Origin of the sequence: Nonomuraea rosea (genome assembly GCF_039539705.1) — a bacterium.
Taxonomy (GTDB): domain Bacteria; phylum Actinomycetota; class Actinomycetes; order Streptosporangiales; family Streptosporangiaceae; genus Nonomuraea; species Nonomuraea rosea.
Genome location: NZ_BAABDQ010000005.1, coordinates 436254 through 460425 on the forward strand (window position 1 = coordinate 436254; position 24172 = coordinate 460425).

Annotated in this window: 26 protein-coding genes and 1 pseudogene; 14 read left to right on the forward strand and 13 right to left on the reverse strand. The window is 71.2% G+C overall.

Annotated elements, in window-relative coordinates; all coding sequences use genetic code 11:
- Positions 1–177: 177 nt before the first annotated feature.
- Complete coding sequence (locus ABEA43_RS15685; protein WP_345562395.1) at positions 178–843, reverse strand: hypothetical protein; 666 nt, start codon at positions 841–843, stop codon at positions 178–180.
- A gap of 300 nt (positions 844–1143) precedes the next feature.
- Entirely contained in the window at positions 1144–1614 is a 471-nt protein-coding gene (locus ABEA43_RS15690; protein ID WP_345562397.1) for a hypothetical protein, read from the reverse strand.
- A gap of 286 nt (positions 1615–1900) precedes the next feature.
- Here ABEA43_RS15690 and ABEA43_RS15695 point away from each other — a divergent pair, with 286 nt between their 5' ends.
- The 6 genes and pseudogenes from ABEA43_RS15695 (at position 1901) to ABEA43_RS15720 (ending at position 4880) form a co-directional block, all read left to right on the forward strand.
- Positions 1901–2044: an SAM-dependent methyltransferase gene (locus tag ABEA43_RS15695; RefSeq protein ID WP_345562399.1), complete on the forward strand. Its 144-nt coding sequence runs from the start codon at positions 1901–1903 to the stop codon at positions 2042–2044.
- Positions 2035–2103 (forward strand): annotated as a pseudogene (locus ABEA43_RS15700) (hypothetical protein); the annotation flags it as partial. The gene ABEA43_RS15695 and the pseudogene ABEA43_RS15700, both read left to right, overlap by 10 nt.
- A 193-nt stretch (positions 2104–2296) precedes the next feature.
- The gene (locus tag ABEA43_RS15705) at positions 2297–2809 is read left to right on the forward strand and encodes a hypothetical protein (RefSeq protein ID WP_345562607.1); all 513 of its coding nucleotides are present in this window, start codon (positions 2297–2299) and stop codon (positions 2807–2809) included.
- Between the two features lie 221 nt (positions 2810–3030).
- Positions 3031–3603, forward strand: coding sequence for an RNA polymerase sigma factor (locus ABEA43_RS15710; protein ID WP_345562401.1), 573 nt, complete (start codon positions 3031–3033; stop codon positions 3601–3603).
- A complete protein-coding gene (locus ABEA43_RS15715; RefSeq protein WP_345562403.1) occupies positions 3596–4483 on the forward strand; it encodes a CU044_5270 family protein in 888 nt (295 codons plus the stop codon). The genes ABEA43_RS15710 and ABEA43_RS15715 overlap by 8 nt, the downstream gene beginning before the upstream one ends.
- 151 nt (positions 4484–4634) lie before the next feature.
- The gene (locus ABEA43_RS15720) at positions 4635–4880 is read left to right on the forward strand and encodes a hypothetical protein (RefSeq protein ID WP_345562406.1); all 246 of its coding nucleotides are present in this window, start codon (positions 4635–4637) and stop codon (positions 4878–4880) included.
- 238 nt (positions 4881–5118) lie between these two features.
- Here ABEA43_RS15720 and ABEA43_RS15725 read toward each other — a convergent pair whose 3' ends face one another.
- The 3 genes from ABEA43_RS15725 to ABEA43_RS15735 all read right to left on the reverse strand — a co-directional run bounded on the left by ABEA43_RS15725 (position 5119) and on the right by ABEA43_RS15735 (position 8738).
- The gene (locus ABEA43_RS15725; protein WP_345562407.1) at positions 5119–7326 is read right to left on the reverse strand and encodes a SulP family inorganic anion transporter; all 2208 of its coding nucleotides are present in this window, start codon (positions 7324–7326) and stop codon (positions 5119–5121) included.
- Positions 7327–7336: 10 nt separating this feature from the next.
- A complete protein-coding gene (locus ABEA43_RS15730; RefSeq protein WP_345562408.1) occupies positions 7337–7627 on the reverse strand; it encodes an ATP-binding protein in 291 nt (96 codons plus the stop codon).
- 190 nt (positions 7628–7817) lie between these two features.
- Positions 7818–8738, reverse strand: a complete 921-nt coding sequence (locus tag ABEA43_RS15735) for a glycoside hydrolase family 16 protein (protein ID WP_345562409.1) — start codon at positions 8736–8738, stop codon at positions 7818–7820.
- 176 nt (positions 8739–8914) lie between these two features.
- Between ABEA43_RS15735 and ABEA43_RS15740 the strand changes: the two genes are divergently transcribed.
- Genes ABEA43_RS15740 through ABEA43_RS15755 form a run of 4 tightly spaced genes read left to right on the forward strand, consistent with a single transcriptional unit; the run spans position 8915 to position 12637 of the window.
- A complete protein-coding gene (locus ABEA43_RS15740) occupies positions 8915–9196 on the forward strand; it encodes a metal-sensitive transcriptional regulator (protein ID WP_345562604.1) in 282 nt (93 codons plus the stop codon).
- Positions 9197–9218: 22 nt separating this feature from the next.
- Positions 9219–9431, forward strand: a complete 213-nt coding sequence (locus ABEA43_RS15745; protein ID WP_345562410.1) for a heavy-metal-associated domain-containing protein — start codon at positions 9219–9221, stop codon at positions 9429–9431.
- Positions 9428–10390 carry a hypothetical protein gene (locus tag ABEA43_RS15750; RefSeq protein ID WP_345562411.1) on the forward strand — a complete coding sequence of 321 codons (963 nt, stop codon included), beginning with the start codon at positions 9428–9430 and terminating at the stop codon, positions 10388–10390. Before ABEA43_RS15745 ends, ABEA43_RS15750 begins: the two co-directional genes overlap by 4 nt.
- A 21-nt stretch (positions 10391–10411) precedes the next feature.
- Entirely contained in the window at positions 10412–12637 is a 2226-nt protein-coding gene (locus ABEA43_RS15755) for a heavy metal translocating P-type ATPase (RefSeq protein ID WP_345562413.1), read from the forward strand.
- Between the two features lie 80 nt (positions 12638–12717).
- Here the strand turns inward: ABEA43_RS15755 and ABEA43_RS15760 are convergent, their stop codons facing one another.
- Positions 12718–14091 carry an MDR family MFS transporter gene (locus ABEA43_RS15760; RefSeq protein WP_345562414.1) on the reverse strand — a complete coding sequence of 458 codons (1374 nt, stop codon included), beginning with the start codon at positions 14089–14091 and terminating at the stop codon, positions 12718–12720.
- A gap of 81 nt (positions 14092–14172) precedes the next feature.
- Here ABEA43_RS15760 and ABEA43_RS15765 point away from each other — a divergent pair, with 81 nt between their 5' ends.
- Both ABEA43_RS15765 and ABEA43_RS15770 read left to right on the forward strand, forming a co-directional pair.
- Positions 14173–14751 (forward strand): TetR/AcrR family transcriptional regulator, encoded by a 579-nt coding sequence (locus tag ABEA43_RS15765; protein WP_345562415.1) that lies wholly within the window; start codon positions 14173–14175, stop codon positions 14749–14751.
- 22 nt (positions 14752–14773) lie between these two features.
- Complete coding sequence (locus ABEA43_RS15770; RefSeq protein ID WP_345562416.1) at positions 14774–15235, forward strand: hypothetical protein; 462 nt, start codon at positions 14774–14776, stop codon at positions 15233–15235.
- A gap of 10 nt (positions 15236–15245) precedes the next feature.
- Here the strand turns inward: ABEA43_RS15770 and ABEA43_RS15775 are convergent, their stop codons facing one another.
- Positions 15246–16022 carry an SDR family oxidoreductase gene (locus ABEA43_RS15775; RefSeq protein ID WP_345562418.1) on the reverse strand — a complete coding sequence of 259 codons (777 nt, stop codon included), beginning with the start codon at positions 16020–16022 and terminating at the stop codon, positions 15246–15248.
- A gap of 188 nt (positions 16023–16210) precedes the next feature.
- On the opposite strand from ABEA43_RS15775, the gene ABEA43_RS15780 reads away from it, so the two are divergent.
- Positions 16211–17059, forward strand: a complete 849-nt coding sequence (locus tag ABEA43_RS15780; RefSeq protein WP_345562419.1) for a helix-turn-helix transcriptional regulator — start codon at positions 16211–16213, stop codon at positions 17057–17059.
- A gap of 164 nt (positions 17060–17223) precedes the next feature.
- On the opposite strand, the gene ABEA43_RS15785 is transcribed toward ABEA43_RS15780, so the two are convergent.
- From ABEA43_RS15785 to aztB, 5 genes are all read right to left on the reverse strand, one after another.
- Entirely contained in the window at positions 17224–17907 is a 684-nt protein-coding gene (locus tag ABEA43_RS15785) for an NAD(P)-dependent oxidoreductase (protein ID WP_345562421.1), read from the reverse strand.
- 96 nt (positions 17908–18003) lie between these two features.
- Positions 18004–19170 (reverse strand): zinc metallochaperone AztD, encoded by a 1167-nt coding sequence (gene aztD / locus ABEA43_RS15790; RefSeq protein ID WP_345562423.1) that lies wholly within the window; start codon positions 19168–19170, stop codon positions 18004–18006.
- Between the two features lie 25 nt (positions 19171–19195).
- Positions 19196–20257 (reverse strand): zinc ABC transporter substrate-binding protein AztC, encoded by a 1062-nt coding sequence (gene aztC / locus ABEA43_RS15795; protein ID WP_345562425.1) that lies wholly within the window; start codon positions 20255–20257, stop codon positions 19196–19198.
- Entirely contained in the window at positions 20254–21498 is a 1245-nt protein-coding gene (locus ABEA43_RS15800) for an ABC transporter (RefSeq protein WP_345562426.1), read from the reverse strand. Before ABEA43_RS15800 ends, aztC begins: the two co-directional genes overlap by 4 nt.
- Positions 21495–22343: a zinc ABC transporter permease AztB gene (aztB, locus tag ABEA43_RS15805; RefSeq protein WP_345562427.1), complete on the reverse strand. Its 849-nt coding sequence runs from the start codon at positions 22341–22343 to the stop codon at positions 21495–21497. The genes ABEA43_RS15800 and aztB overlap by 4 nt, the downstream gene beginning before the upstream one ends.
- Positions 22344–22406: 63 nt before the next feature.
- On the opposite strand from aztB, the gene aztA reads away from it, so the two are divergent.
- A complete protein-coding gene (gene aztA / locus ABEA43_RS15810) occupies positions 22407–23120 on the forward strand; it encodes a zinc ABC transporter ATP-binding protein AztA (RefSeq protein ID WP_345562429.1) in 714 nt (237 codons plus the stop codon).
- 68 nt (positions 23121–23188) lie between these two features.
- Here aztA and ABEA43_RS15815 read toward each other — a convergent pair whose 3' ends face one another.
- On the reverse strand, positions 23189–24154 hold the full coding sequence (locus tag ABEA43_RS15815) for an endo alpha-1,4 polygalactosaminidase (protein WP_345562430.1): 966 nt from the start codon (positions 24152–24154) through the stop codon (positions 23189–23191).
- Positions 24155–24172 lie beyond the last annotated feature (18 nt).

The window sequence follows — 24172 nt, forward strand, 5'->3', positions numbered from 1 at the left end:
CGGAAGGTTCTCGTCCCGCGCTGGGGACGTGCCGGGGTGTTGGCCATGCTGGCATGACCTCGGCGATCCGGAAGAACGGTTCTTGGTGGGCCGGGCCGGGTGGTGCAGAAGGTCTGGGGTGTGGCGTATTCGACGGTGAATGGGTGGGCGACCGGTGCATGATCTGGATCAGCTGGTTCAGGTCGGCGAGACCCTGGCCGCGTGAGCGGACGAGCCCGTCCCGTCGGCGCGGGACGGGGATCGGCTGATGGCCGCCCAACGCCGGTACAGCTCGATCGGCGACGTGCTCTCGCATTCCATCTCATAAACTGCGCACGACCTCCAGTAGACAGGTTTGCCGGCTCCCCCTGGCGATCCGGAGAGAAACAGATAAACCGCGTCCGACTGGAGCCCTCTCACACCCAGGGTGGTGGTCAGCTCGTCCTCGGTCATGGGCTCGGCCAGCTCCACGACGGCGGTGGAAAAGGCATTCTCGTCCAGGGCCGCTATCGCCTCACGTGCATGGGCTCTGGACGGCTCATCGACCCCCTCGCCGCCCTGGAACGAGCGCAACATCGGGCTCATCGTCGTCTCCGGCATCGAGGAAGCAGAGGTCGTGCCCAGCACGTTCGTCGCTATCTGCCCCTCCGCACCACGGCTTTGCCGACGCGAAGCCACGTCGAAAACCCCGGCCGACACCTGTATCGACAAGGGGTCCACGCCCACCTTCTTATCCACGACGAGGTAAAACTCCGGATGCGCCACCTGAAAGGCGCCACCATAGATCTCGCGCAGGCGTTCTGCGCGGCCTCCGAACAAATGCACGCCTTCGGCCAGACAGGCGAGCAGAACGAGCGTGACCACGATGACGTACCCGGTTCTTCGTGCATTCCCGGTGCGGCTCGTCACACGCAAAGCGGCCTCCCGTACGGGCTGATTCCAGTCGGACAGTGGTGATCAAATCAGATCGCCGGTGAATGGCGCAGCTACAGTACGTAGCGACAAAGAGGCGTGTGCCCTCGGGCCGATCTTGGTTGGCAGGCCTTGGGGGTGTCGCCGTTCCCTGTGACGGCGGAGTTGGCTGCCGTCCGGCATGCGGGTTGTGAAGCCGCGCATGCCGGACGGTTCACGAAGGGCGCAGCCAGTCGGCTGGTGCCATTGGAGTCAGGACTTTTCGGACTCGTCGGCCTGGTGGCCGCTTCTCTTCAGATGGAGGATGAGGCCCAGCGGGTTGCCGAGCCACTGGGAGGCGCTGCCGTTGAGGGCCTCGAAGGTGACGTGGGAGCCCAGGACGCCACGGACGCTGACCTGGACGTGTTCGACGTGCCACCAGTCGTCGCTGGGGTTGATGCGGACGTAGACGTCGTTGCTGAGGACGTCGTCGAAGGTCAGTTGCGGGCTGCGGGGATCGTTGTACTTGTCGTAGGCGGTGTTGCCTCCAGCGCCGTAGATGTAGTGGAACTCCTGGCCGACATCCAGGTCGTTCTGGCCGGGGAGGTCGAGCTTGAACTCGCGTCCGGCGATGCCGAGGTAGGCGTCGTCGTCGTAGCTGCCGCCGGCGACGTCGTCGTCAGGGCCGGTCTTGACGTGGGCGTCGATGCTGGCGATGGGGTCGCGTCCGCTGACGGGGGGCATGAAACTCCCTTGATCGTGACTCTATGCAGTCGTTTGACTACAGAAAGTCAAATGCCCACCTCAAGGCGTAGTAAACGAGAAGTGTTCCAATGTGGGGCTGCCTGGCCAGATTGGTGCGTTTAAAGATCGTGAAGGTGTTTGTGATGGTTCGGACGTATCCGCGGGCTACGGGAGCGGAAGCGTTCTCAGGCGAGGATCGCTCGACCCGGAGACGTACTGCGCCGGTCCACGAGGGCGATCCGGGGAAGCCCGCTGGAATTCCTGACTGCGCCCTGTGGTGCGCGACATGGCCGTCAGCAACCGCACGTTCCTGATCGCCGCCACCCGATACCTCGCCCAGCAAGGCGTCACCCAATGCCTCGACATCGGCTCTGGCCTGCCCACTCAGAGGTGCTGCGCTCTCTCGACTTCTCCCGGCCGATGGCGCTGATCCTCGTCGCCGTCCTGCACTTCGTGCCGGACTCCCATGACCCGGTCGGGCTCATCGGCCGCTACGTCGAAGCCCTGCCCTCCGGCAGCTACGTCCCGGCAGCGACTTTTCGGCGCGGTCGCCCGCAAGAGGTAGCCGCGAGGTCCGGCACGCCTGGCCCAGGACGCCTCGGCGCCTATTGGAACAGCATGGAACGCCTTCTCATCGGAGCGTCATCTCTCCATGATGACGCCGAGCAGAAGGGACGCTCACATGATCAACAGGGCCATCGGATTACGAGGTCGTGCCAGACACGCCCTCCTGAGAGCGTTCGCCATCGTCATGGCGTCCGCTTTCGCTGTCGTTCTTCTGGCGGCGCAGCCCGCTGCCGCCGAGCAGCGGTGCACGGGCGCAGCCACCAGCAACGTGTGCCTCACGATCGACAGCGTGGGGTCCGGCATCTACAGAGTCACCATCGGCATCGACTTTTACATGAGCAAGCTGGAAGCCGATGGGATCATCAACGCCACGAACGGCGCGCCGTTCTCGGCTTCGGTGTTCGCGGACGACACCACCGGATGGCTTTTCAGCGTTCCCGTCGTCACCATCGGGTCCTCGGACGAGTTCGGGCTCGGCGCTGACTTCGTGATCACCGTACCGAGGGTATGGCTCGATGAGGACCTCGGCACCCAGGTGGATGAGGTGTTCGGCCGGATCAGGCTCAACGACACCCGTATGGGGCTGATCCGCAGCTTCAACACGCCTCAGATCGCTCAGGCCTTCTAGGGCGAGGCCTTGACGTCAGCCCGGAGAGGCCTTCGCCGGACCCCTCGGTGAGGGCCTGACCGCCGCCGTCGAGGACGTTGACGGGCGGCAAGCGGGTTGAAGATCGCCGTACAGCACGCTCCGTAACCCGCCCGCCGGTCAGCCTCGTCCGCGACCGGCGGGAAAGCTCGGCCCGGCTGCGGCGAAGGAAGGGCGACGACCGCCGGCAGAAGGGTGAGAGCGTGACGACCGAGACGCGAGGGCAGGCGGGCGACGGGGAACTCGTCGCCCGCTTCCGGATGGACGCGGAGGAGTTCACGGCCGTCTACGACCGTTACTTCCGCGAGGTGTACCTGTACGCGGCCGGCCGGCTGGACGTCCAGGCCGGGGAGGACATCGCGGCGGAGACGTTCTTCCTGGCCTTCCGCGACCGGGGGCGCTTCGACCCCGCCCGCGGCGCGATCAGGCCGTGGCTGTTCGGCATCGCCACGAACCTGATCGCCCGCCACCGCCGCAAGGAGGCGCGCCACTACCGGGCGCTGGCCCGGACGAGCGCCGAGTCCGCCGCCGACAGCCACGAGGGCCGGGTGGTTGACTCGGTCACGGCGCAGCGCATGGGCCCCCGCCTGGCCAGGGCGCTGGCCGGGCTCAATCAGGGCGAACGTGACGTGGTGACGCTCGTCTCCCTGGCGGAGCTCACCCATCAGGAGGTGGCCGACGCCCTCGGCGTCTCCTACGGAACCGTCGGTTCGCGGCTCAGCCGCGCTCGCAAGAAGATCCACGAGATGCTGGCCAAGGAGGACGACCATGGATGACCTGCGCGAGATCCGGACCCTGCTCGCCAAGCCCGACCCGTCTCCCGAGGCGGTCGCCCGGCGGCGCCGGCAACTACGCTCCAGCATGCACCGCGCCACGCCCCGGCGGCGGGCGCGGTGGTTCCTGATCCCGGTGGTCGCCGCGGCCACGGCCGCCGCGGTCGTGATCGTGCCCGGCCGTCTCGGCGGATCGCCGCCGCCGGCACCGTCCGCGGCGGCGGTGCCGGTGAACGCGCGGGAGGTCCTGCTCGTGGCCGCCACCTCCGCGGAGCGCGCGCCCGAGGGCTCCGGGACGTACTGGCACATCACCGTCACCCGGGAGGGGCAGCCGACGGAGGAGTACTGGTACCGGCGAGACGGCCAGTTCTGGCTCAAGGGCGTGGGGCTGAAGGGCGAGGGCAAGCTCTTCAAGTTCACCAGGAAGCCCGCGCTGTTCGCGGTCGGAGCGCTGCGCATGAACTTCGACGAGCTACGGGCGCTTCCGGACGAGGCGGACGCCCTGTACACCCACCTGCGGTCGGCGATCGCCGAGCGTGGCGTGCGCACCAGCGCGGGCCCGGCGACCGACGTCCAGCAGGACGGGTTCGCCGTGGAGACGCTGCTCTCGCTGATCAGCCAGGCGCCGGTCTCGCCCCAGGTCCGCGCCGCCGCGTACCGGGCGCTCGCCGCGCGGCCGGGGGTCGTGGACCTGGGCGAGACCGACGGGGGGCGACGCCTGGAGATTCCGCTGGCGGTCGGCAAGGGCATCGTGGTCGTGGATCCGGCGACCGCGCGGGTCCGCAACACGCCCGTCTGGGCCCCTCTCACGGGAGGGATCGCCTCCAGCGACCAGGGGGTGACGATCGACGCTGAATGGACCGAGCGGCTTCCCGCCGGATGAGGCGCGGGGGATGCTCTTATGGAGGTCAGTCCGCTGGTCGCATGGGCATCATCGCGGCGGCCGCCGTCGAGCGGGGCCCTGTCGTGGACTGCGTCGAGCTCGACTGCGTGCTACTGTCGCGAAAGATCAACCCCTCGCGAAAGGTGATCACGTGAGCAACGACAGCCGCGACCGGCTTCACCAGCTCGCGAACTTCTCTTTCCAGCACACAACCCACGTGGTCGGCTCCAACCCGAAGGAGCTGGCGTCCCGGGCGCTCCTGGAGGCCACGCGCTTCTTCGGCGACGACGCGGAGGTCTACGTCGTGTCGGCCGAGTCCGAAGCGGACCCCGAGCATGACGGCCGCTACAAAGCCACCGTCGTCTTCCGGCAGGTCGCGGACGGTGGCATCGGCTGACGACGCCGTCAAGGTGTCAGGTCGCCGAGGACCTCCCGTAGGGTGCCCGCCCCCGTACGCCTGCACCTGACGGATGACCTCCACCGCCCAGCCGACCGGGCCCGGCCCGAGGGTGGCACCGGCGACGGCGAGCGTGATCGCGGCGGACGCGGGCGGCGGTCCGCCGGTCGTCGCCCGGAGCTCCGGCGTCCACCGCCCCGGCTGGCCGGTCACCTGGCAGGTCCTGCCAGGGGCGTGCTCATTCGCGGATCGACGGCTGGTCCGCCTTGAGCGGCGGGACCAGGTGCACCCGGGCCGAGCCGATGTCGAAGAACAGCCCGACCAGCTCCAGCTTGCCCGCCTCGACCTGCGCGTCCACGTTGGCGTAGGTACGCAGGTTCTCCAGCTGCTGCTGCACGTTGACCCGGCACAACAGGTCCAGGGCCCCGGTGTGCAGCGCGTCGCCCTCGGTCTCGATGAGCCTGGCCAGGCTGTGGTCGCCGTGCCGCAGCCAGCTGCGCAGACCGGGCAGGCTGCCCGCCTGGACGCCGCCGCTCAGCACGCCCGCCATCGCGCCGCAGCCCGAGTGGCCGCACACCGTGATCGTGTGCACGCCCAGCACCTGCGTGGCGTACTCGATCGCGGCCACCACCGAGTCGTCGTGCGGCGCGGAGCCCTTGCGCGGCACGAGGTTGCCGATGTTGCGCACCGTGAACAGGTCCCCCGGCCCGCTGGCCGTGATCAGGCTGGGCACGACCCTGGAGTCCGCGCACGTGATGAACAGGTGGGAGGGCTGCTGCTTGCGGGCCAGCTCGGTGAAGACCGGCCGCATGAGCGGCGCCGTACGCCGGTGGAACTCGTGCGCGCCCCGCGTCAGCCGGCAGGCGGTCGCGGGCTTGGTCCCGCTCACGGGCGCGGCCGTCTCCGGCGCGCGGTGGGCCCACGGCAACCACCAGCGGTCGGGAGCCTTGGGCGGGGTCTTGGCCGGGTACATGCGGGCTCCGCTGGCGGCCATCGCGTACCACTCGTCGTGCAGCTCGTCGATGACCACGACGCCGCCCAGCCGTTCGTGGTCCAGCCGCCAGGAGTGGATCACGTCGAAGGCGGCGTTGTCCATGAAGTCGATGTTCAGGTCCAGGTCCACGGCCGTGCCCGCCGGGATCGTACGCAGCTCCTGCGCCAGCCGCGGCACCCCCAGGAACGTCAGCGACCCCGAGATCGTCACGTTCAGCCGGCCCTCGGGATCCTCCCGCTTGAGCACTGTCACCCAGGTCAGGCGGCGCAGCGCCAGCAGCGCGGCCAGGGCCAGCCCCGCGAGCACCCCTTCGGCCAGGCCGAGCACGATGACGCCCGCCATCGTCACCACGTACACCGGCACCTCGCCGTGCCCGTGCACCTTCCGCACGTGGCCGAGGCTGATCGTCCTGATCCCGATGAAGACCAGCAGCGCCGCCAGCGCCTCCATCGGGATCAGCGCGATCGACCAGCCGAACCCCAGCGCGAACACCAGCACCCACACCCCGTGCAGGATCGCCGACCAGCGGCTGCGCCCGCCTGCCCCGACGTTCGTGGTGCTCCGCACGATCACCCCGGCCACCGGCAGGCCGCCCAGCGCCCCGCTCACCATGTTGGCCACGCCCTGCCCCGACAGCTCGCGGTCCAGGTCGGCGCGGCGGCCCGTGTGCATCGTGTCGGTCGCCGCGCAGCACAGCAGCGACTCCGCCCCGGCCAGCAACGCGATCAGCAGCGCGCCGCCCAGGATCCGGCTCCAGTCGCCCTGCGGCAGCTCGGGCAGCGCCCACGTGGACAGGACGTCGGGGAGCTCGATGCGCGTGACGTCCCAGCCGAACGCCCAGGCCGACACCGACGCCACGAGCAGCGCGGCCAGCGGCGCGGGGACCGACCTGATCGGTTTGGGGAGCCGCGTCCAGACCAGGAGCACCATGATGGTGACCAGCCCCACCGTCACCGTGTGGCCGTGCAGGCCGATGATCTGCCCGGGCAGCTCGGTGAGGTTCGCCATGGCCGAGCGCTGCGGGCTGCCGCCCAGGACGATGTGCAGCTGCGAGAGCGCGATGAGGATGCCGACCCCGGTCAGCATGCCGTGCACGACGGCGGGCGAGACGGCCAGGGCCGCCCTGGCCGCCCTGAACACGCCGAGCAGCAGCTGCACGGCTCCGCCCAGCAAGGTGATCATGCAGGTGGCCCGCCAGCCGTAGGTGGACACCAGGTCGGCGATCACCAGCGTGAGGCTGGCCGTCGGCCCGCTCACCTGCACGGCCGACCCGCCCAGGGCGCCCGCCACGATCCCGCCCACCACGGCGGCGATCAGCCCGGCGGCCAGCGGCACCCCGGAAGCCATCGCGATCCCCAGCGAGAGGGGTACGGCGACGAGGAACACCACGACGGAGGCCGGCACGTCATGTCTGAGAGTGTTCGCCAGGTTGCTGTACGTGTTGGTTGCCATGGGGCAAACATTATGGGGAACGACGCGCGCAGGAGCGGGGGACTGGCCGTACGCCCTGTCGTCCGGCCCGCAGCTCTTGTACGGCGGGGATCCGCAGCACGAATCGGGCGCCTCCCGGCGCGGCCTCGATGGTCAGCGTTCCGTGGTGGCGCTGGGCGATCTCCCTGGCGATGGCCAGGCCGAGACCCGTCGAGTTGGTGATCACGTCGTTGCCGTCCAGTCCGCGGACGACCATGGATCCGACGTTCGCGGCCGCGCAGCGCGCCTCGTGCGGGGTCACCAGGGTGCAGCCGGCGCCCACGGTGAGCGTGGCGGCGGGGTCGGTGACCGTGAGGAACCGCGCGGCACACCGCGTGGAACGCGGTACGTTCGATCACCTCTGGATATGTGCGTCCCCTTTCGCCGTTCGGGTGGGCGCTCCGCCGGCACCCACCCGGTAGGCGTTTCATCGAGTTCCACGATGGCTCAGGGGTTCTCTTCGCGGCTGCGTGTCACCAGGCGCGCGTGCGACCGGCCCATACGTTGCGGGCCCGGAAGTAGGTGCTGCCGCTCGGGCCGGGCTGGTCGCTCCAGCCGGGATCGCCGGGCTCGACGCCGGAGGCCCAGGAGCCCATCTGCAGGTTGATGATCAGCCATTGCGGGACGCCTGCCCAGCCGACCCCCCGATGGGTCGCCTGGTAGACCCCGTCGAAGTAGTAGTCGAGCAGGACGTCGTCCCCGTCCTTGGACATCCAGACGCGGTACTTGTGCCAGGAGTCGGGCTCGTGGCCGCTGATCTTCGCGCGCGTGACGTACGCGTCGCCGTTCGGCTCCTCGCCCTCGTCTCCGCTGGGAGTCTTGTTCCAGGTGTTGAAGAGGTTGGTGCGATTGCCGACATATTCCAGGATGTCGGTCTCCGGCGGCCAGGCCGGCCAGGTGCCGGTGGTCCAGAAGGCCGGCCAGATGCCCGTCCCCGTCTGCGTACGGAACTCGCCCTCGATGTCGTACTCGGGGAACTGGTCGTCGACGAGGATCTGCTCCTTGGCGTGGACGGCGCCCGAGCGGTACCACAGCGGCGCCAGCGGCTCGTGCGGGCTGGTGCCGTCGGGCGCGGCCAGCCGGGTCGCCGTCAACGTCAGTACGCCCCCGGAGAGGGAGATCTGGCCGGCGTTCATCCTGGCGGCGCCGTTGTGGGTGTCGGCGTCGCCGTCCCAGGGATAGAGGGGGTTCCACTCCTGGCTGAAGGCCGTGGAGCTGCCGAAGGAGGACTTCTCGATGATGTTCTCCCACGTGGCCGCACTGCGGCGGCCGCGGGCGGTGGCCTCGGACGCGGCCCGCGCGGCGCCGGGGACGAGTGAAAGCCCCAAGGACAGACCGCCGACGGCCGCCGCCGAGGCCAGTAACCGCCGCCGGTTGATCGCTTGCTCGGACATGCTCTTTACCTTCCTCTGACATTCGGGTAAATGATCATGGTGAAGCGGCAACAGTATGCCCCGGGCGACCGTCGGCGGTCGAGCGGAGCCCGGTGACGCGGCCTCCGCTTGCGCTCGGAATACCATAGGGGGGTATAGTGTTGACCGAGACGACGGAAGCGATGGGAGGGCTGGACATGGCCGGTTACAGCGGTGACAAGCAGGACCACGCGATGCGGCTGCGCCGGATCGAGGGGCAGGTGCGCGGCCTGCAGCGGATGGTCGAGGACGACAAATACTGCATCGACATCCTGACCCAGGTGTCCGCGGCGACCAGCGCGCTGAAGTCGTTCTCGTTGTCGCTGCTGGAGCAGCACCTGGCGCACTGCGTCGCCGAGGCCACCGCGAAGGGCGGCCCCGAGGCGGCGGAGAAGGTCAAGGAAGCCTCCGAGGCGATCGCCAGACTTGTTCGTTCCTGACCGGATTGAAGGAGAGATCGATATGAGCACCGTCACCTACACCGTCCAGGGCATGACCTGCGGACACTGCGTCAGCTCGGTCAAGGAAGAGGTCGGCGACGTGGCCGGTGTGACCAGCGTCGAGGTCGACCTGGCCACCGGGCTGCTGACCGTGGGCAGTGACGGCCCCGTTGACGCCGCGAAGATCGTGGCCGCGGTCCAGGAAGCCGGATACGAAGTGGCGGGTCAGTCATGAACACCACGGCCAAGCTCGGCGCGTACGCCCTGGGCCTGGCGGTCGTCTTCGGCGGCGCGCTGGGCGCGGGCAAGGTGATGGGACCGGTCGGGACACCCCCGGCCGAGGACCACAGCGCCATGGCTGCGCCCGCCGCGAGCGCGGGACATGACGAGCACGCCACCACTCAGGCAGCGAAGCAAGATACCCCCGGGGGGCTCCAAGTGTCCGAGAACGGGTACACCCTCGTCCCGCTCACCGAGACGATCAAGCCGGGCCGGTCCACGGACTTCCGGTTCGCCGTGACCGGCCCCGACGGCAAGCCGGTCACCGATTACCAGGTCGAGCACGACAAGAAGCTGCACTTCATCGTGGTCTCCCGCGACCTGGGCAGCTTCCAGCACCTGCACCCCGAGCAGGCGGGCGACGGCGTCTGGTCGGTCGAGCTCACGCTGCCGGACGCGGGGGCGTACCGCGCCTTCGCCGACTTCGCGCCGACCGGCGCCGAGGGCCTGACGCTCGGCACCGACCTGCACGCGGCCGGCGACTACGAGCCCAAGGCCCTGCCCGCGCCCAGCCGCACGTCGAAGGTGGACGGATACACCGTCACCCTCGACGGCGACCTCACGCCAGGCCGGTCGAGCGAGCTCACCCTGAAGGTCACGAAGAACGGCAAGCCGGTCACCGACCTGCAGCCCTACCTCGGCGCCTACGGCCACCTGGTGGCCCTGCGCGCCAAGGACCTGGCCTACCTGCACGTCCACCCGGACGGCACGCCCGGCGACGGCAAGACTGCGGCGGGGCCCGGGATAGTCTTCTACGCCGAGGTGCCGAGCACCGGCGACTACCGCCTGTTCCTGGACTTCCAGCACGAGGGCGAGGTCCGCACGGCAGACTTCACCTTGAGCGCGGGCACCCGCCCCGACCTGCCCACACCCACGCCGGCGCCCAGCGGGCACGGCGACGATCACGGCCACTGAACGAGAGAAAGGAGAACGGTGATGACCTCCGTCACCGATGACCGGCACAACGCGGTCGAGCTCTCGATCGGCGGCATGACCTGCGCCTCGTGCGCCAACCGGATCGAGCGCAAGCTCAACAAGATGGACGGCGTGACCGCCACGGTCAACTACGCCACGGAGAAGGCGAAGGTCACCTTCCCCGAGGGCGTCGAGCCGCAGCTGCTGATCGCCGAGGTGGAGAAGGCCGGCTACACGGCCGCGCTGCCCGTGCCGCCCCAGGCGGAGAGCGCCGCGCGGGAGCCGGAGGACGAGCTGCGTCCGCTGCGCGCCCGCCTGCTCACCTCCGTGATCCTGGCCGTGCCGGTGATCGCGATGGCGATGATCCCGCCGCTGCAGTTCACGAACTGGCAGTGGCTGTCGCTGGTGCTGGCCGCGCCGGTGGTCGTGTACGCGGGCTGGCCCTTCCACAAGGCCGCCTGGACCAACCTCCGCCACGGCGCCGCCACCATGGACACGCTGATCTCCATCGGCACGATCGCCGCGCTCGGCTGGTCGCTGTGGGCGCTGTTCTTCGGCACCGCCGGCACGCCGGGCATGACGCACCCGTTCGCGTTCACCATCGAGCGCACCGACGGCTCGGGCAACATCTACCTTGAGGCCGCCGCGGGTGTCACCGCGTTCATCCTGGCCGGGCGCTATTTCGAGGCCCGCTCCAAGCGGCGGGCGGGCGCCGCGCTCAGGGCCCTGATGGAGCTGGGCGCCAAGGACGTCGAGCTGGCCGACGGCCGGCGGGTCCCGGTCGAACGGCTCAAGGCCGGCGACCGGTTCGTGATCCGGCCGGGCGAGAAGATCGCCACGGACGGCGTCGTCGAAGAGGGGACGTCGGCGGTGGACGCCTCCATGCTGACCGGCGAGTCCGTCCCGGTCGAGGTACGGCCGGGCGACGCGGTCACCGGCGCCACCGTGAACGCGGGCGGCAGGCTCGTCGTCCGGGCGACCCGGGTGGGCGCCGACACCCAGCTGGCCCAGATGGCCAAGCTGGTGGAGGCGGCCCAGACCGGCAAGGCCCAGGCGCAGCGGCTGGCCGACCGCATCTCCGGCGTCTTCGTGCCCATCGTGATCGCGCTGGCCGTCGGGACGCTCGGCTTCTGGCTGGGCACCGGCGACGGCGTGGGGGCGGCGTTCACCGCGGCGGTCGCGGTCCTGATCATCGCCTGCCCGTGCGCGCTGGGCCTGGCCACGCCGACGGCGCTGCTGGTCGGCACCGGGCGGGGCGCCCAGCTCGGCATCCTGATCAAGGGCCCAGAAGCGCTGGAGAACACCCGCAAGATCGACACCGTGGTGCTCGACAAGACCGGCACGGTCACCGAGGGACGCATGACCCTCGTCGAGGTGCACGTCGCCGACGGCGAGGACGAGACCGAGGTGCTGCGGCTGGCGGGTGCGCTGGAGCACGCCTCCGAGCACCCGATCGCCCAGGCCGTCGCCAAGGGCGCGGCGGCACGGGCCGGCGAGCTGCCCGCGGCCGAGGGCTTCGCGAACGTCGAAGGGCTCGGCGTGCAGGGCATCGTGGAGGGGCACGCGGTGCTGGTCGGCCGCCCCAGGCTGCTGGCGGAGTGGTCACAGCACCTCACCCCGGAGCTCGAACGCTCGCTGCACGCCGCGCAGACCGCCGGCCGCACCGCCGTCGCGGTCGGCTGGGACGGTCAGGCCCGCGCGGTGCTCGTGGTGGCCGACGTGGTCAAGCCGACCAGCAAGGAGGCCATCGCCCAGCTCCGCGCGCTCGGGCTCACCCCGGTGCTGCTGACCGGCGACAACCAGGCCGTGGCCAGGACGGTGGCGGACGAGGTGGGCATCGACGAGGTGATCGCCGAGGTCCTGCCCGCCGACAAGGTGGACGTGGTCAAGAAGCTGCAGGGCGAGGGCCGGGTCGTGGCCATGGTCGGCGACGGCGTCAACGACGCGGCCGCCCTGGCCCAGGCCGATCTCGGGCTGGCCATGGGCACCGGCACCGACGCCGCGATCGAGGCGAGCGACCTGACCCTGGTCAGGGGCGACCTGCGGGTGGCCGCCGACGCGATCAGGCTGTCGCGCAGGACGCTCGGCACGATCAAGAGCAACCTGTTCTGGGCGTTCGCCTACAACGTGGCCGCCCTGCCGCTCGCGGCGCTCGGCCTGCTCAACCCGATGATCGCGGGAGCGGCGATGGCGTTCTCCAGCGTGTTCGTGGTGAGCAACAGCCTGCGGCTGCGCCGGTTCACGTAAGAGATCGGGAACGGCTCCGGGCATCGACGCCCGGAGCCGTTGCGATCGGCGGCCATCTCCCTTCGACACCGGTCAACGCGTCAGGCGGGGGCCGGCTGCTCGGTGCGTACGCGGGGCAGCAGCAGGGCCGGGACGACGGCGAGCGCCGTGAGCGCCAGCGCCCAGCCGAACGTGTGCCCGAACGCGGTGGCCGGGTGGCCGGCGAGCTGCCGCTGCAGGACGACGGCCAGCACGGCCGCGCCGAACGCCCCGCCGACCTGCTGCGCGATCCTGGTGGTGCTGCTGGCGTGCGGGATCCTGGCCCGGTCCAGCCCCTGGAAGGCGCCGACCATGATGGCCATGTTCGCGGAGCTCAGGCCGGCGCCGCGCACGACCAGGGCCAGGCCCAGCAGCAGCCCGCCGGTGTGCCGGTCGGCGAACACGAACGGGAGCGTCCCCAGCGCGGTCATCGCGATGCCCGCCAGCACGACCGGCCGGGGCCCGACGCGGTCGGCGACGCCGCCCAGGCCCTTGGCGAGCAGGCTCCCGAGGCCCTGCGGGGCCAGCAGCAGGCCGGCGGCGATCACGCTCTGGCCGCGTTCCTGCTGGTAGAACAGCGGGAGCAGCAGCATGGAGCCGAACATGGCCAGCCCCGACAGGAACAACAGCGCCGAGGAGGCCGCGAACGTCCTGTCGCGGAACAGGCCCAGGTCGATCAGCGGCTCGGGCGTCGTACGGCAGACGAAGGCCGTGACCAGGAGCGCCCCGGCCGCGACGGGGGCGAGCACCGTCACGTCCCAGAAGCCGCCCGCGGTGCCCACCCGCGCCAGCCCGTACATGAGCGCGGCCAGCCCGGGGGAGAGCAGCAGCAGGCCCGTCACGTCGAGGCGGCGGCGCTCGCGCGCGGCGTCGGCGGGCAGCGCGCGCCAGGCCAGCAGGATCGCGGCCACGCAGATCGGCACGTTGACGTAGAAGATCCAGCGCCAGCTCAGGTGCCCCGCGATCAGGCCGCCGAGCACGGGACCGAAGACCGGCCCGACGAGGGCGGGCAGGCTGACGACGGCCATCAGCCGGCCGAGTTGCCTGCCGCCGGCGGCCCGCATGAGCAGGGTCTGCAGGATCGGCAGCATCAGCCCGGCCGCGACCCCCTGGACCACGCGGAACGCGATGAGCGAGCCGAGGTCCCAGGCCAGCCCGCAGAGCACCGAGCCGCCCAGGAACAGCAGCAGCGAGACCAGCCACATCCGCTTGGCCCCGAACCGCTCCGCGCTCCATCCGGTGATCGGGATCGCCATCGCCAGGGCGAGCAGGAATCCGGTGCTCACCCACTGCACGGCGGACACGGGCGCGTTCAGGTCGCGGCCGAGGGTGTGCAGGGCGACGTTCACGATCGTGCTGTCCAGCAGCGGCGCCATGACGCCGAGCAGGAGGATCCCGGCGAGCTTCAGCACGGCGGGATCGAGACGGGTCTTCATGACGACCTCCCGGGGAGACGGTGCGTCTCTTATTGTTACGCTACTCTTGGAGGAGACGCAACGTCTCTAATGGAGGTCTTCGTGGCGCAGCAGACCGGCCAGCGCAGGAGAGGCGCGGAGCTGGAGGGCACGATTCTGGAGGCCGCCTGGGCGGAGCTCCACGAGGTCGGCTACGCCCACCTGACCATGGAGGGCGTGGCCGCGCGGGCCAGGACCGGCAAGCAGGTCCTCTACCGCCGCTGGCGCAACCGGGCCGAGCTCGTCGTCGCCGCCATGCGTCACAACGTCGGCTCCATCGCGCACCACCGCCCGGACACGGGCACGCTGCGCGGCGACGTCGTGGAGGTGCTGCGCTGGATGGCCAGGCGGCAGCACGACGTCCCGCGAGACGTGCTCCACGGCCTCATGGCCGAGTCCGCCGACATCCAGCCGGACCTCAGCGGCCTCATGTCCGACGTCATGCTGGAGGTCATCGAACGGGCCGCCGCCCGCGGCGAGCTCGCCTGCGCCGAGGTGAGCCCCCGCGTCCTGGCCACGCCCGCGAACCTGCTCCGTCACGAGCTGGTCCTCACCCACCACCCGGTCACCGAGGAGACGATCGCCGGGATCGTGGACGAGGTGTTCCTCCCCTTGGTCCGCGCGGTGACGTCCGCGCGGTGACGTCCCGCTGGCGGCGGAGCGCATGTACGGGCTGCTGGACCAGGCCGCCGGGCGGCTGCGGCGCTGGCGGCGATGGTGCGGCCGGCCCGAGCCCGAGCTGTTGAGACTGCTCGGCCACGAGGACGCGGGCGGCCGGACCTTCGCGGACCTGCTCGGCCCCCGCCACCCCTACCTGGTGGACCTGGCGTACTCGCTGCACCGCCACGACCCCGGCTTCCTCGACGCGCTCCTCGATCACCGCGAGAGCGTCTTCGGAGACGTCCGCCACGCGGGCGCCTGGCTCGACGCGGTGCCGGGGCCGGTGCCGCTCCTGCGCGGCGATCCCGCCGTCGAGGCGCTGACCGCCGCCGACGACGTGTCACTCGTACGCGCCCACGGCGGCGAGATCCGCACCGTGGCGGGCGTCGGCCATGGCCTGCACCACGCCGCCCCGGCCGAGGTCGCCGAGCACCTTTTCGCGTTCATCCGCGCCGCGACCCCGTGAGCCCGTGGTCTCAGCCGGGCTGTCCCGTGGGCATGATGGTGACCTGCTGGAGGTTCACCCGCGGCGGCAGGCCGGCGACGAACCCGACCGTCTGCGCGACGTCCTCCGGCGTGAGCCACTCCATCTCCTCCTTGGAGCCCGCCAGCCAGGCCAGCGCGCCCTCGTCGGTGACGTGGCTCTGCAGCTCGGTCCCGACGATGCCCGGCTCGATCGCCGAGACCCGCACGTTCTTGCGGCCCAGCTCCGCCCGCAGGTGCCGGGAGAGATGGGTGACGTACGCCTTGGTCGCCGAGTAGACGGCGAAGTTCGGGAAGATGTTCTGCGCCGCGATCGACGAGGTGTTGATCAGGTCGGCCACGCCGCGCTCAGCGGCCGCCTCGACCAGCTGCGGGACGAACGCGCCGATGACGTTCATCAGGCCGGTGATGTTGAGGTCGATCTGGTGCTGCCACTGATCGGCGGCCAGCTCCTCGATCGGGGCGGGGAGCATGACGCCCGCGTTGTTGAAGAGCAGGTCGGCGCCGCCCAGCTCGGCCGCCACGCGATCGGCGGCGGCCCGCACCGCCGCCACGTCGGTGACGTCGGCCGACAGGGCGAGGGCCTGGCCGCCGTTCTTCCCGATCCTGGCGACCAGATCGTCCAGCCGCTCGGCCCGCCGTGCCAGGACGGCGACCCGTGCGCCCAGCTCGGCCAGCCGCTCGGCCGAGGCCGCGCCGATCCCGCTGGAGGCGCCGGTGACGACGGCGACGCGGCCGGCGAGGGGCAGGGCAGAGGTTCGCGTGGTCATGATGCACACCTTCCGAGGTGGTCGAGAGAGCACGGCCGGTCGCCGCGTTCCCTCATCCAGGACACCAGCCCACACGCGCTCGCAGGGCGCCCGATCGTGCCCTGACCAGGCAGGCCTTCACGAGGCAGGTACTGGCAGGGCCACCCCCGCCGGACGGGGGACCCGCCGGGGCTCGCCACACTGGAGGGATGGACGACCGTAGCCGCGAGCTCGCCGATTTCCTGCGCTCCCGCCGTGCCCGGATCACTCCCGACCGGACGGGGCTGCCCGCCGACGGACGGGCCCGCCGCGTGCCCGGCCTGCGCCGTGACGAGGTCGCCAGGCTGGCCGGGGTCAGCACGGAGTACTACACCCGCCTCGAACAGGGCCGCGCAGGAAACCCGTCCCCCGAAGTCATCGAGGCGCTCGCGCGGGCACTCGTCCTCGACCCGGCCGAACGCGAGCACCTCATCGACCTGCTGGCCCGCCCCGCCCGCCGGGCCCCGATCAGCCCGCAGCGGGTCAGGCCGGGGCTGCACCTGATGCTGCAGACGCTAGACCGCGTGCCCGCCTTCGTCCTCGGCCGCCGCACCGACGTCCTGGCCGCCAACCGCCTGGCCCGGGAGGTGCTGACCGACTTCGACGCCCTTCCCGTGCCGCACCGCAATCTCGCCCGGTACTACCTGCTGGATCCGGAGGCGCGCACCCGTACCGGTGACTGGGAGCGCATCGCCGCGGAGACCGTCGCCGTGCTGCGCCTCGAAGCAGGCCGCTATCCGCACGACCGCCGGCTCGCCGACCTCGTCGGCGAGCTCACGCTGCGCTCGCCCGAGTTCAGCTCATGGTGGAACGACCACCGCGTGCTGCGCCGCACGCATGGCGCCAAGCGTTACCACCATCCCCTCGTCGGCGAGCTGCACTTCTCGTACGAGTCCTTCCAGCCATCCGGCGACCCCGACCAGACCCTGTGCGTCTACAACGTCGAGCCCGGCTCAGAAACCGCCCAGGCACTCCAGCTCCTCGCCAACTGGACGGGCGACGTCGGCGCGGCCACCTGACCGGCCGCTGTCCCCGGGCGCGCCGGCCGCGGAGGCTCCCGGCGCCGAGCTGCGCCTTCGCCGACAGCTCGCTGCCGTCCTACGACGCCGAGGCCGCCGCGCTGCTGCTGCGGCGCACGCTGAGGTTCCGCCGCTCCCGCTGAGCGGCCCTCTCGAGTGGCTGGTCAGTAGCCCACGGAGACGGTGTGGCCGGCGGTGGCGGGGTCGTTCAGGACGGCGAGGATCGCGTCGGCGAGGTCGGCGCGGGCGATGGTGATGCCGCCACGGACGTTGACGTCGGTCGCGGTGCGGTACGCGCGGCGCTCGCCGTCGGTGAGCCGCGGCGGCCGCATGATCGTCCAGTCCAGCCCGCTGGCGCGGACGGCCTCGTCGGTACGCGCGAAGTCGGCGAACCCGTCCCGCAGGAGCCGCCGCAGCAACGGCTTGACCAGGAAGCGGCTGGCCGGTCCGTCGCCCTGGTCGACGATGTGGCCGCTGGCGGTGACGACGATCAGGCGGCGGACGCCGGTGGCGCGCATGGCGGTGATGATCGCGCGGGCGCCGTCGGAGCACACCGAGCTCGTGCCCGTGCCTGTGCCCGTGCCGGTGCCGGTGCTGACGGGGCCCGAGCCTGTGCCGCCTGGGCGCGGGCCCAGGGCTGACACCACGGCGTCACGGCCGGCCATGCTCGCGGCGATCGCCTCGGGGTCGAGCACGTCGGCGACGACCGTTTCGAGCCGGCCGTGGCCGGCGTGCGGCAGCCGGGCGCGGTCACGGACGACGGCGGTGACGTGGTGGCCCGCGTCGAGGGCCTGACGGACGACGTGCTGCCCGGTGCCGCCCGTCGCGCCGAAGACGACCAGTTTCATCTGCGCTCCTAAGGGATGGGTGAGTAAACGCTCGCTAACGTTGGAAGGTTAGCGAGCGTTTACTCACCACGTCAACCGATCAGAGCGGCGGTGCGGTCACCCGCTGGTGCCGGTGAGCTCGTTCGGGGCCTGCGGCAGCGTCACGCTCCTCCGGATCGTCCCGGCGGCGAAGTCGATCGCGTGCAGCTGCTTCTTGGCCGGGTCGCTCACGTAGACCGTCTGGTCGCGGACGAAGATGTTCGGCCGGGGCCGCTGCCATTCCAGCGGCTCCGTCCACTGGTCGAGCACCTTGATGGTCCTGACGGTCTTCGCCGTCGCCGGATCGATCACGTGGACGGCCCCGTCGGTGCCGAGGACGAGGGCCTCGCCCTGCGGGCCACGGGCCAGGGAGCGGAAGGTGTAGCTGGTGCCGAGGTCCGCCAGCCGCATCTTCCCGCTTGCCGTGTCGATGAGCGAGATCCGGGTGGAGCGTTCCAGCTCGGCGTCGGGGTCCTTCTTGTAGTCCCCGAGCACGACGGGGGAGCCGTCCGAGCCGGCCTGGTTGCCGATCCGCCCGTACTCGTCCGGGCTGGCGATTTTGGTGATCTTGCCGTCCTTGTAGAGCAGCACGCCGTCCTCGCAGCCGATCACGACGGCCTCCCCCTGCGCGGCGGCCTCGCCGTGCACGCCGGGGCAGTCCTCGCTGCGGGTGATCTCCTTGCGGTCCTGGTCGAGGACGAGGATCCCGGTACGTTTCTCCTCGGTGCCGAGGGTCACGACGAGCTCGCCGTTCGCCAGCTTGATCGCGACGCCGTGGTGCGGGGCGGCGGCGGTGTAGACCTCGCCCTTCGGCAGGCCGGCGGCCAGCTCCTCCGGCTTGAACACGGTCACCTCGCCGGTGCCGTCCGCGAACAGGATGGTGGCCCCGGCGTGCCGGACGACGTGACCGGGCTTGGCGCCCTTGAACTCGTCGTCCTTCAGCGTCGCGGCGGCGGCGTCGAGCACGCGGAACCCGGTGGAGGTGGAGACCAGGACGTGCCGCTGGTCGCCGGCCGGGTTGACCCTGTTGTAGCCGGTGAGGGGGATGTCCTTGGCGAGCTCCAGGCTCTGGCCGTCGAGGACGTACAGGCCGCCGTCGTAGGTCAGGACGATGGGGTCCGCCACCGGCTTCTGGGTGGTGGGGGTGGGTGCCGGTGTTGCGGCGGTCTGCTGAGATCCGCAGGCGGTGAGGAGGAGGGCCGCTGCGAGCAGCACCGCCGGGGTGGTCCGTGGCCGGACGGTCATGTGTCGTACACCTTTCTAGGGGTTCTCAAGGGGAGCGGCGGCGGCCGTTGAGGCCGTCGGCGATGGCTGTGGTGTTGGTGCGGATCATGTCGAGGTACGTGGCGGCGCCCGGTGACCGCCGGCTCAAGGACTCCGAGAACAGGGTGACCACCTCGACGTCCACGCCCGCCTCCGAGGCGAGCACCTGGGCCAGGCGGTCGGGCTGCGAGGAGTCCGCGAAGATCGCTTTCACCTTCGTGCGCCGGATCGTGTCTCGCAGCGACTTCAGGTCCGACGCGCTCGGCGAGGCCAGGGTCGTGCCGCTGGGGATGACGGCGCCGACGACCTGGAAGCCGTACCGCTGCGCGAAGTAGCCGAAGACGTGATGATTGGTGACGAGCAGCCGGGCGGCCGGGGTGATCGTGCCGACCTGCTGCCGGACCCAGCCGTCCAGCGCTGCGACGCGCGTACGGTAGGCGGCGGCGCCGGCTCGTACGGCGGCGGCGTCGATGCCGGCCACATGGGCGACGACCTGCTCCGCGATCAGGTCCACGGCCCTGGCCATCCGCTGCGGGTCGGTCCAGAAGTGCGGATCGGGCTCTCCCGACGACTCGTCGGCGGTGAAGCGCAGCGGATCGACGCCTTCGCCCACGGCCAGCGCGGGCACGCCTGCGTCCTTGGCGGCCTCGACGTTGCGCAGCACGCCTTCCTCCAGGCCGAGGCCGTTGTAGACGATCAGGTCCGCGCCCTCGATCAGGGCGGCCTCCTGCGCGGAGACGCCGAACGAGTGCGGGTCGGAGTCCGGCTTCATCAGCACGGTCACCTCGGCCGCACCGCCGACGATGGCGCGGGTGACGTCGCCGAGGATGTTCGTGGTGACGACGACCCTGGGGGAGCGATCCCGGGCATCCGAGCAGCCGGCCAGCACGAACGCGACCAAGACGACAGCGACGGCGGCTCGGGCAGCTTGGGCGGCGCGGGCGGTACGGGTGGCGTGGGCGGATCGGGTGGCTCGGGAGGTGCGGGCTCGGGTGACGATGGCGGCGCAGGTGGCTCGGATGGCTCGGGAGGTGATGGCGTCGCGGGTGGCGCGGCGGGGCGTGGTCATCGGCCGGTCTCCGTCATGAGCGCTGGGGCGAAACCGGGACGCAGGGTGCGGGCGCGGCGCAGGCCGTCGTTGTAGTCGATCTCGTGAACGACCTGGCCCGCCGGATCGTTGACGTAGGCGCGAGCGGTGTCCACCTGGATGACCGGCGAACCGGTCAGCGGAGCGGAGAGCAGCTCGGTCCGGGCGCTCTCCTTGCCGGAGACGGGGTCGTGGGCGTGCAGCACGCCGTCCCGGGTCAGGGTCAGGACCGGCGACTCCGGGCCTGCGGCGGTCACGGCCACCACGGGGCCCGTCTTCAGCAGCCGCCAGGTCCTGGCGGTGACGTCGAGCACCCAGACGCCCGGCTCGCCGGCCTTCGCCGCGAGCGTCGTGCTGCCCGGGCGGTGCCAGAACTCCTTCGCCCGCTCCCGCTCCGCCGGCTTGCCCGGATACCGGATCCGCACGCCCTCGAAGGCGCCGTCCTTCTCGGAGACCAGCAGGGCCCCGTCGGCACAGCCGAACACCACACCCCGCCGCGTCACCGCAACCCCGGCCGGATCATCGCAACCCCCGACCGTGACCCCCGTCCCGCCGGTCGTGCCGGGTTCGGTGGCGGCGCCCGGCCCGCCGGTCCCGGCAGTGGTGCCCGGTTCGGTGGGGTGCGGGCGGGCCTGGATGACGCCGGCGTCGGCCACCAGGAGGTGTTGCCGGTAGGGCACCACCGCGGCGGCCTCGATCGTGCCCGTCGCGGCGATCTCGCCCCGCTCCAGGCGGGCGCGGTCGAGCAGCGTGACCGTGCCGTCGCCGGAGCGTACGGCGGTGACGGCCGCGTCGCCCGTCACGTCGTACGGAGGCGGCCCCGTGATCACGCCGAGGTCCCGGGCCGCCGCCCGGTAGTAGTGGGAGTGGTCACCGTGGTCCACGGTCCAGACGCCGCTGTCGACGACCCGCAGCCCACCTGAACCCGTACGGAGAAAGGCGAAGCGGCCGTCACCGGTGACGGCCCGGACGCCGCCCTCGCCGGCCACCGCGGCGACCTTCCCGGTCAGCAGGTCGAGCACGTGCACCCGGCCCGTCGCGCCGTCGGCGAGGACGAGGCGGGACTGCGGCTCGGACATCTCCTCGGCACCCGCCACGTACCCGTGCGGGACCTCCGCCCGCCCGGCCGTGGCCGCGCCCCCGCTCGGCTGAGCGCAGCCCGCCGGCAGAGCAAGCGCGCTGCAGAGGATCGCCGCCAGCGCCCTGGGCGTTCTCGCGTTCACTTCTCGATGTCCTTTCCAGCGGTGGTGGGGAGCCTGCGCCTGAGCAGGTCGGCCAGGGCGGACAGGAAGAACAGGGCCACGGCGACGGCCGCGATCGTGGCGCCCGCCGCGGTGCCCGCGTGCCACGACACGACCAGCCCGGCCACGGTCGAGGCGATCCCGAGCAACGCGGCCCCGAGCATGATCATCGGGACGTGGCGGGCCCACAGCGCGGCGGCGGCCGGCGGCCCGATCAGCAGGCCGAACACCAGGAGCGTCCCCACGATGTGGAACGAGGCCACGATGGCCACCGTGACCACGCCGAGCAGCAGGACGTGCGCCAGCCGGGGCCGCAACCCCAGTGTGTGCGCCTTGCGGGCGTCGAAGGCGAGCGCGACGAACAGGCGATGACCGAGGACGGCCGTCGCGGCGGTGACCGCGAGCGCGAGCCCCAGCCCGGCCAGGTCCTGCCCCCTGACCGCCAGGACGTCGCCGAAGAGGAAGGCGGTCAGGTCGACGGCGAAGGATTGGGAGTGGGAGACGACGATCACGCCCAGTGACAGCATCCCGGCGAACAGCAGGCCGATGCTGGTGTCCTGCGACAGCCGGGGCGACCGGCTGAGCACACTCACGCCCAGCGCCATGCCGCCCGCGCTCAGCAGGCCGCCGATCAGGACGTTCACGCCGGCGAGGGAGGCGAGCGCGACGCCCAGCAGCATCCCGTGCGACATCGCGTCGCCCAGGAAGGCCATGCCGCGCAGCACCACCCACGTCCCGGCGAGCGCGCAGAGCAGGGACACGAGGATCCCGGCCCACAGGGCTTGCCGCACGAAGGACACCTGAAAGGGATCAAGCAACCAATCCATGACGAAGCACTCTACAATGAAAACCGTTGTCACTTTCAAGTGGAGGTTTCATGAGGAGGCCCGATGGGTGTCGCTGAGGCGGTCGTCATCCGTGACGTCATGGCGGGATACGGCCGCAGAACGGTCCTGCACGGCCTCTCGGCCCGCTTGCCGCGCGCCGGCGTCACCGCCGTCGTGGGTCCGAACGGCTCGGGCAAGTCCACGCTGCTCGGGGTGCTCGCGGGGACCGTACGGCCGTCGCGCGGCGGGATCGAGGGCGGGGGCGCCGGCCGTCCCGGTTACGTGGTCCAGCGCGACGCCGTCTCCGACGCGCTGCCGATCACCGTGCGGGGCACGGTCGCCATGGGCCGCTGGGCGCTGCGCGGGCCGTGGCGGCGGCTGACGGCGCACGACTGGGCGGTCGTCGACGCGTGCCTGGCCATGGTCGGCATGTCCGAGCAGGCCGAACGCCAGCTGAGCGCGCTGTCGGGCGGCCAGCGCCAGCGCGTCCTCCTGGCCCAGGGCCTGGCGCAGGAGCCGGACCTGCTCCTGCTGGACGAGCCGGCGAACGGGCTGGACCTGGACGCCCGGCGGCACATCTCCGAGGCCATCGACCGGGAGAAGGAGCGCGGTGTGACGGTGGTCCACGTCACCCACGACCTGGCCATGGCGATGCGCGCCGAGCACTGCCTCCTGCTCGACCGGGGGCGGCTCCTCGCGGAGGGCCCGCCCGGCGACGTGCTGAGCTCCGAGACGCTGAATCGGGCGTTTCACGATCCGCTCGGCCTGGCCCGCTGAGGCCGGGGCCCGTCGCCACGCTCACCGGTGCTCAGGAGCCTGCCCGGCGAGCGTGGCGGGGAGGCTGTTCACTTACACGGCTTGTACGGCTTGTCGTACAGCGAATAGTCGGCCGGCTTCTTGAGCGAGTTGAACTTCAGCGTGCCCGACTTCCCGCAGAAGCTCGCCGGCGAGGTCTCGTACTCGACGTGGAAGACGGGCTTGCCCGCCTTGACGAAGGCCGACAGCTCGCCGCACTCGTCGTACTGGAAGCACTCCTCGTTGACCGCGTAGTCGAAGTGGGACACCAGTTCGCCGACCTGGCTGAGGTCGTTCTTCAGCGCCGCCGAGAGGCCCTTGCGGTGCGCGAGGTCGGCCAGCGCGCGGTTGTAGATGAGCTGGGTGGCGGGGGTGACGCTCCAGCCGGTGACCGACTTGCCCTCCTCGTGGGCGTTGACGACATCGAACTCGACCCCGTCGAACCCGGCCTGCACGCACTTGTCGACGCGGGCCTCCATGAGCTTGAGCAGAAAGTCGCGCTGCCCCTTGTCGTTGTTGATGTTCGCCCAGCGCTCGTTGGGGAACTCAGGGCTGAACGGCTTGCCCAGCAGGGCGTTGCCGTGGCTCTTGTGCCAGGTCACGGCCTGCTGGTAGTCGGGCCTGAACTCCTCGATCGAGCCCGCGTCCACGTAGCAGATCGCCTTGGCGCCCTTGGCGTGGATGGCCTTGACGGCCGCCGTGTTCAGCGTCTTGTTGTCGCCGGACACCTCCTCGGCGGCGTACAGGTCGATGTCGAAGACGCTCGGCCGCACGCACGCGCCGCCGCTCTGCGGGACCTCGCAGATGTCGACGTTGACGCCGCCGGTCGCGGCGAAGGACTTGCTGCCCTGGAGCTGGTACTGCCACCGGCTCTGCACGGGTGGCCGCCACAGGGCGGCGGCCCCGGCGTTCGACGCCTGGGACGGGAGCGCGAGCCCGGCGACGGCGACCGGTAACGCGGCCGTGACCACGGCGAACCGGGCCAGGAGCGTGCGGAGGTGGATCAACAAACTCACCCTCTATTCCGTAATGCG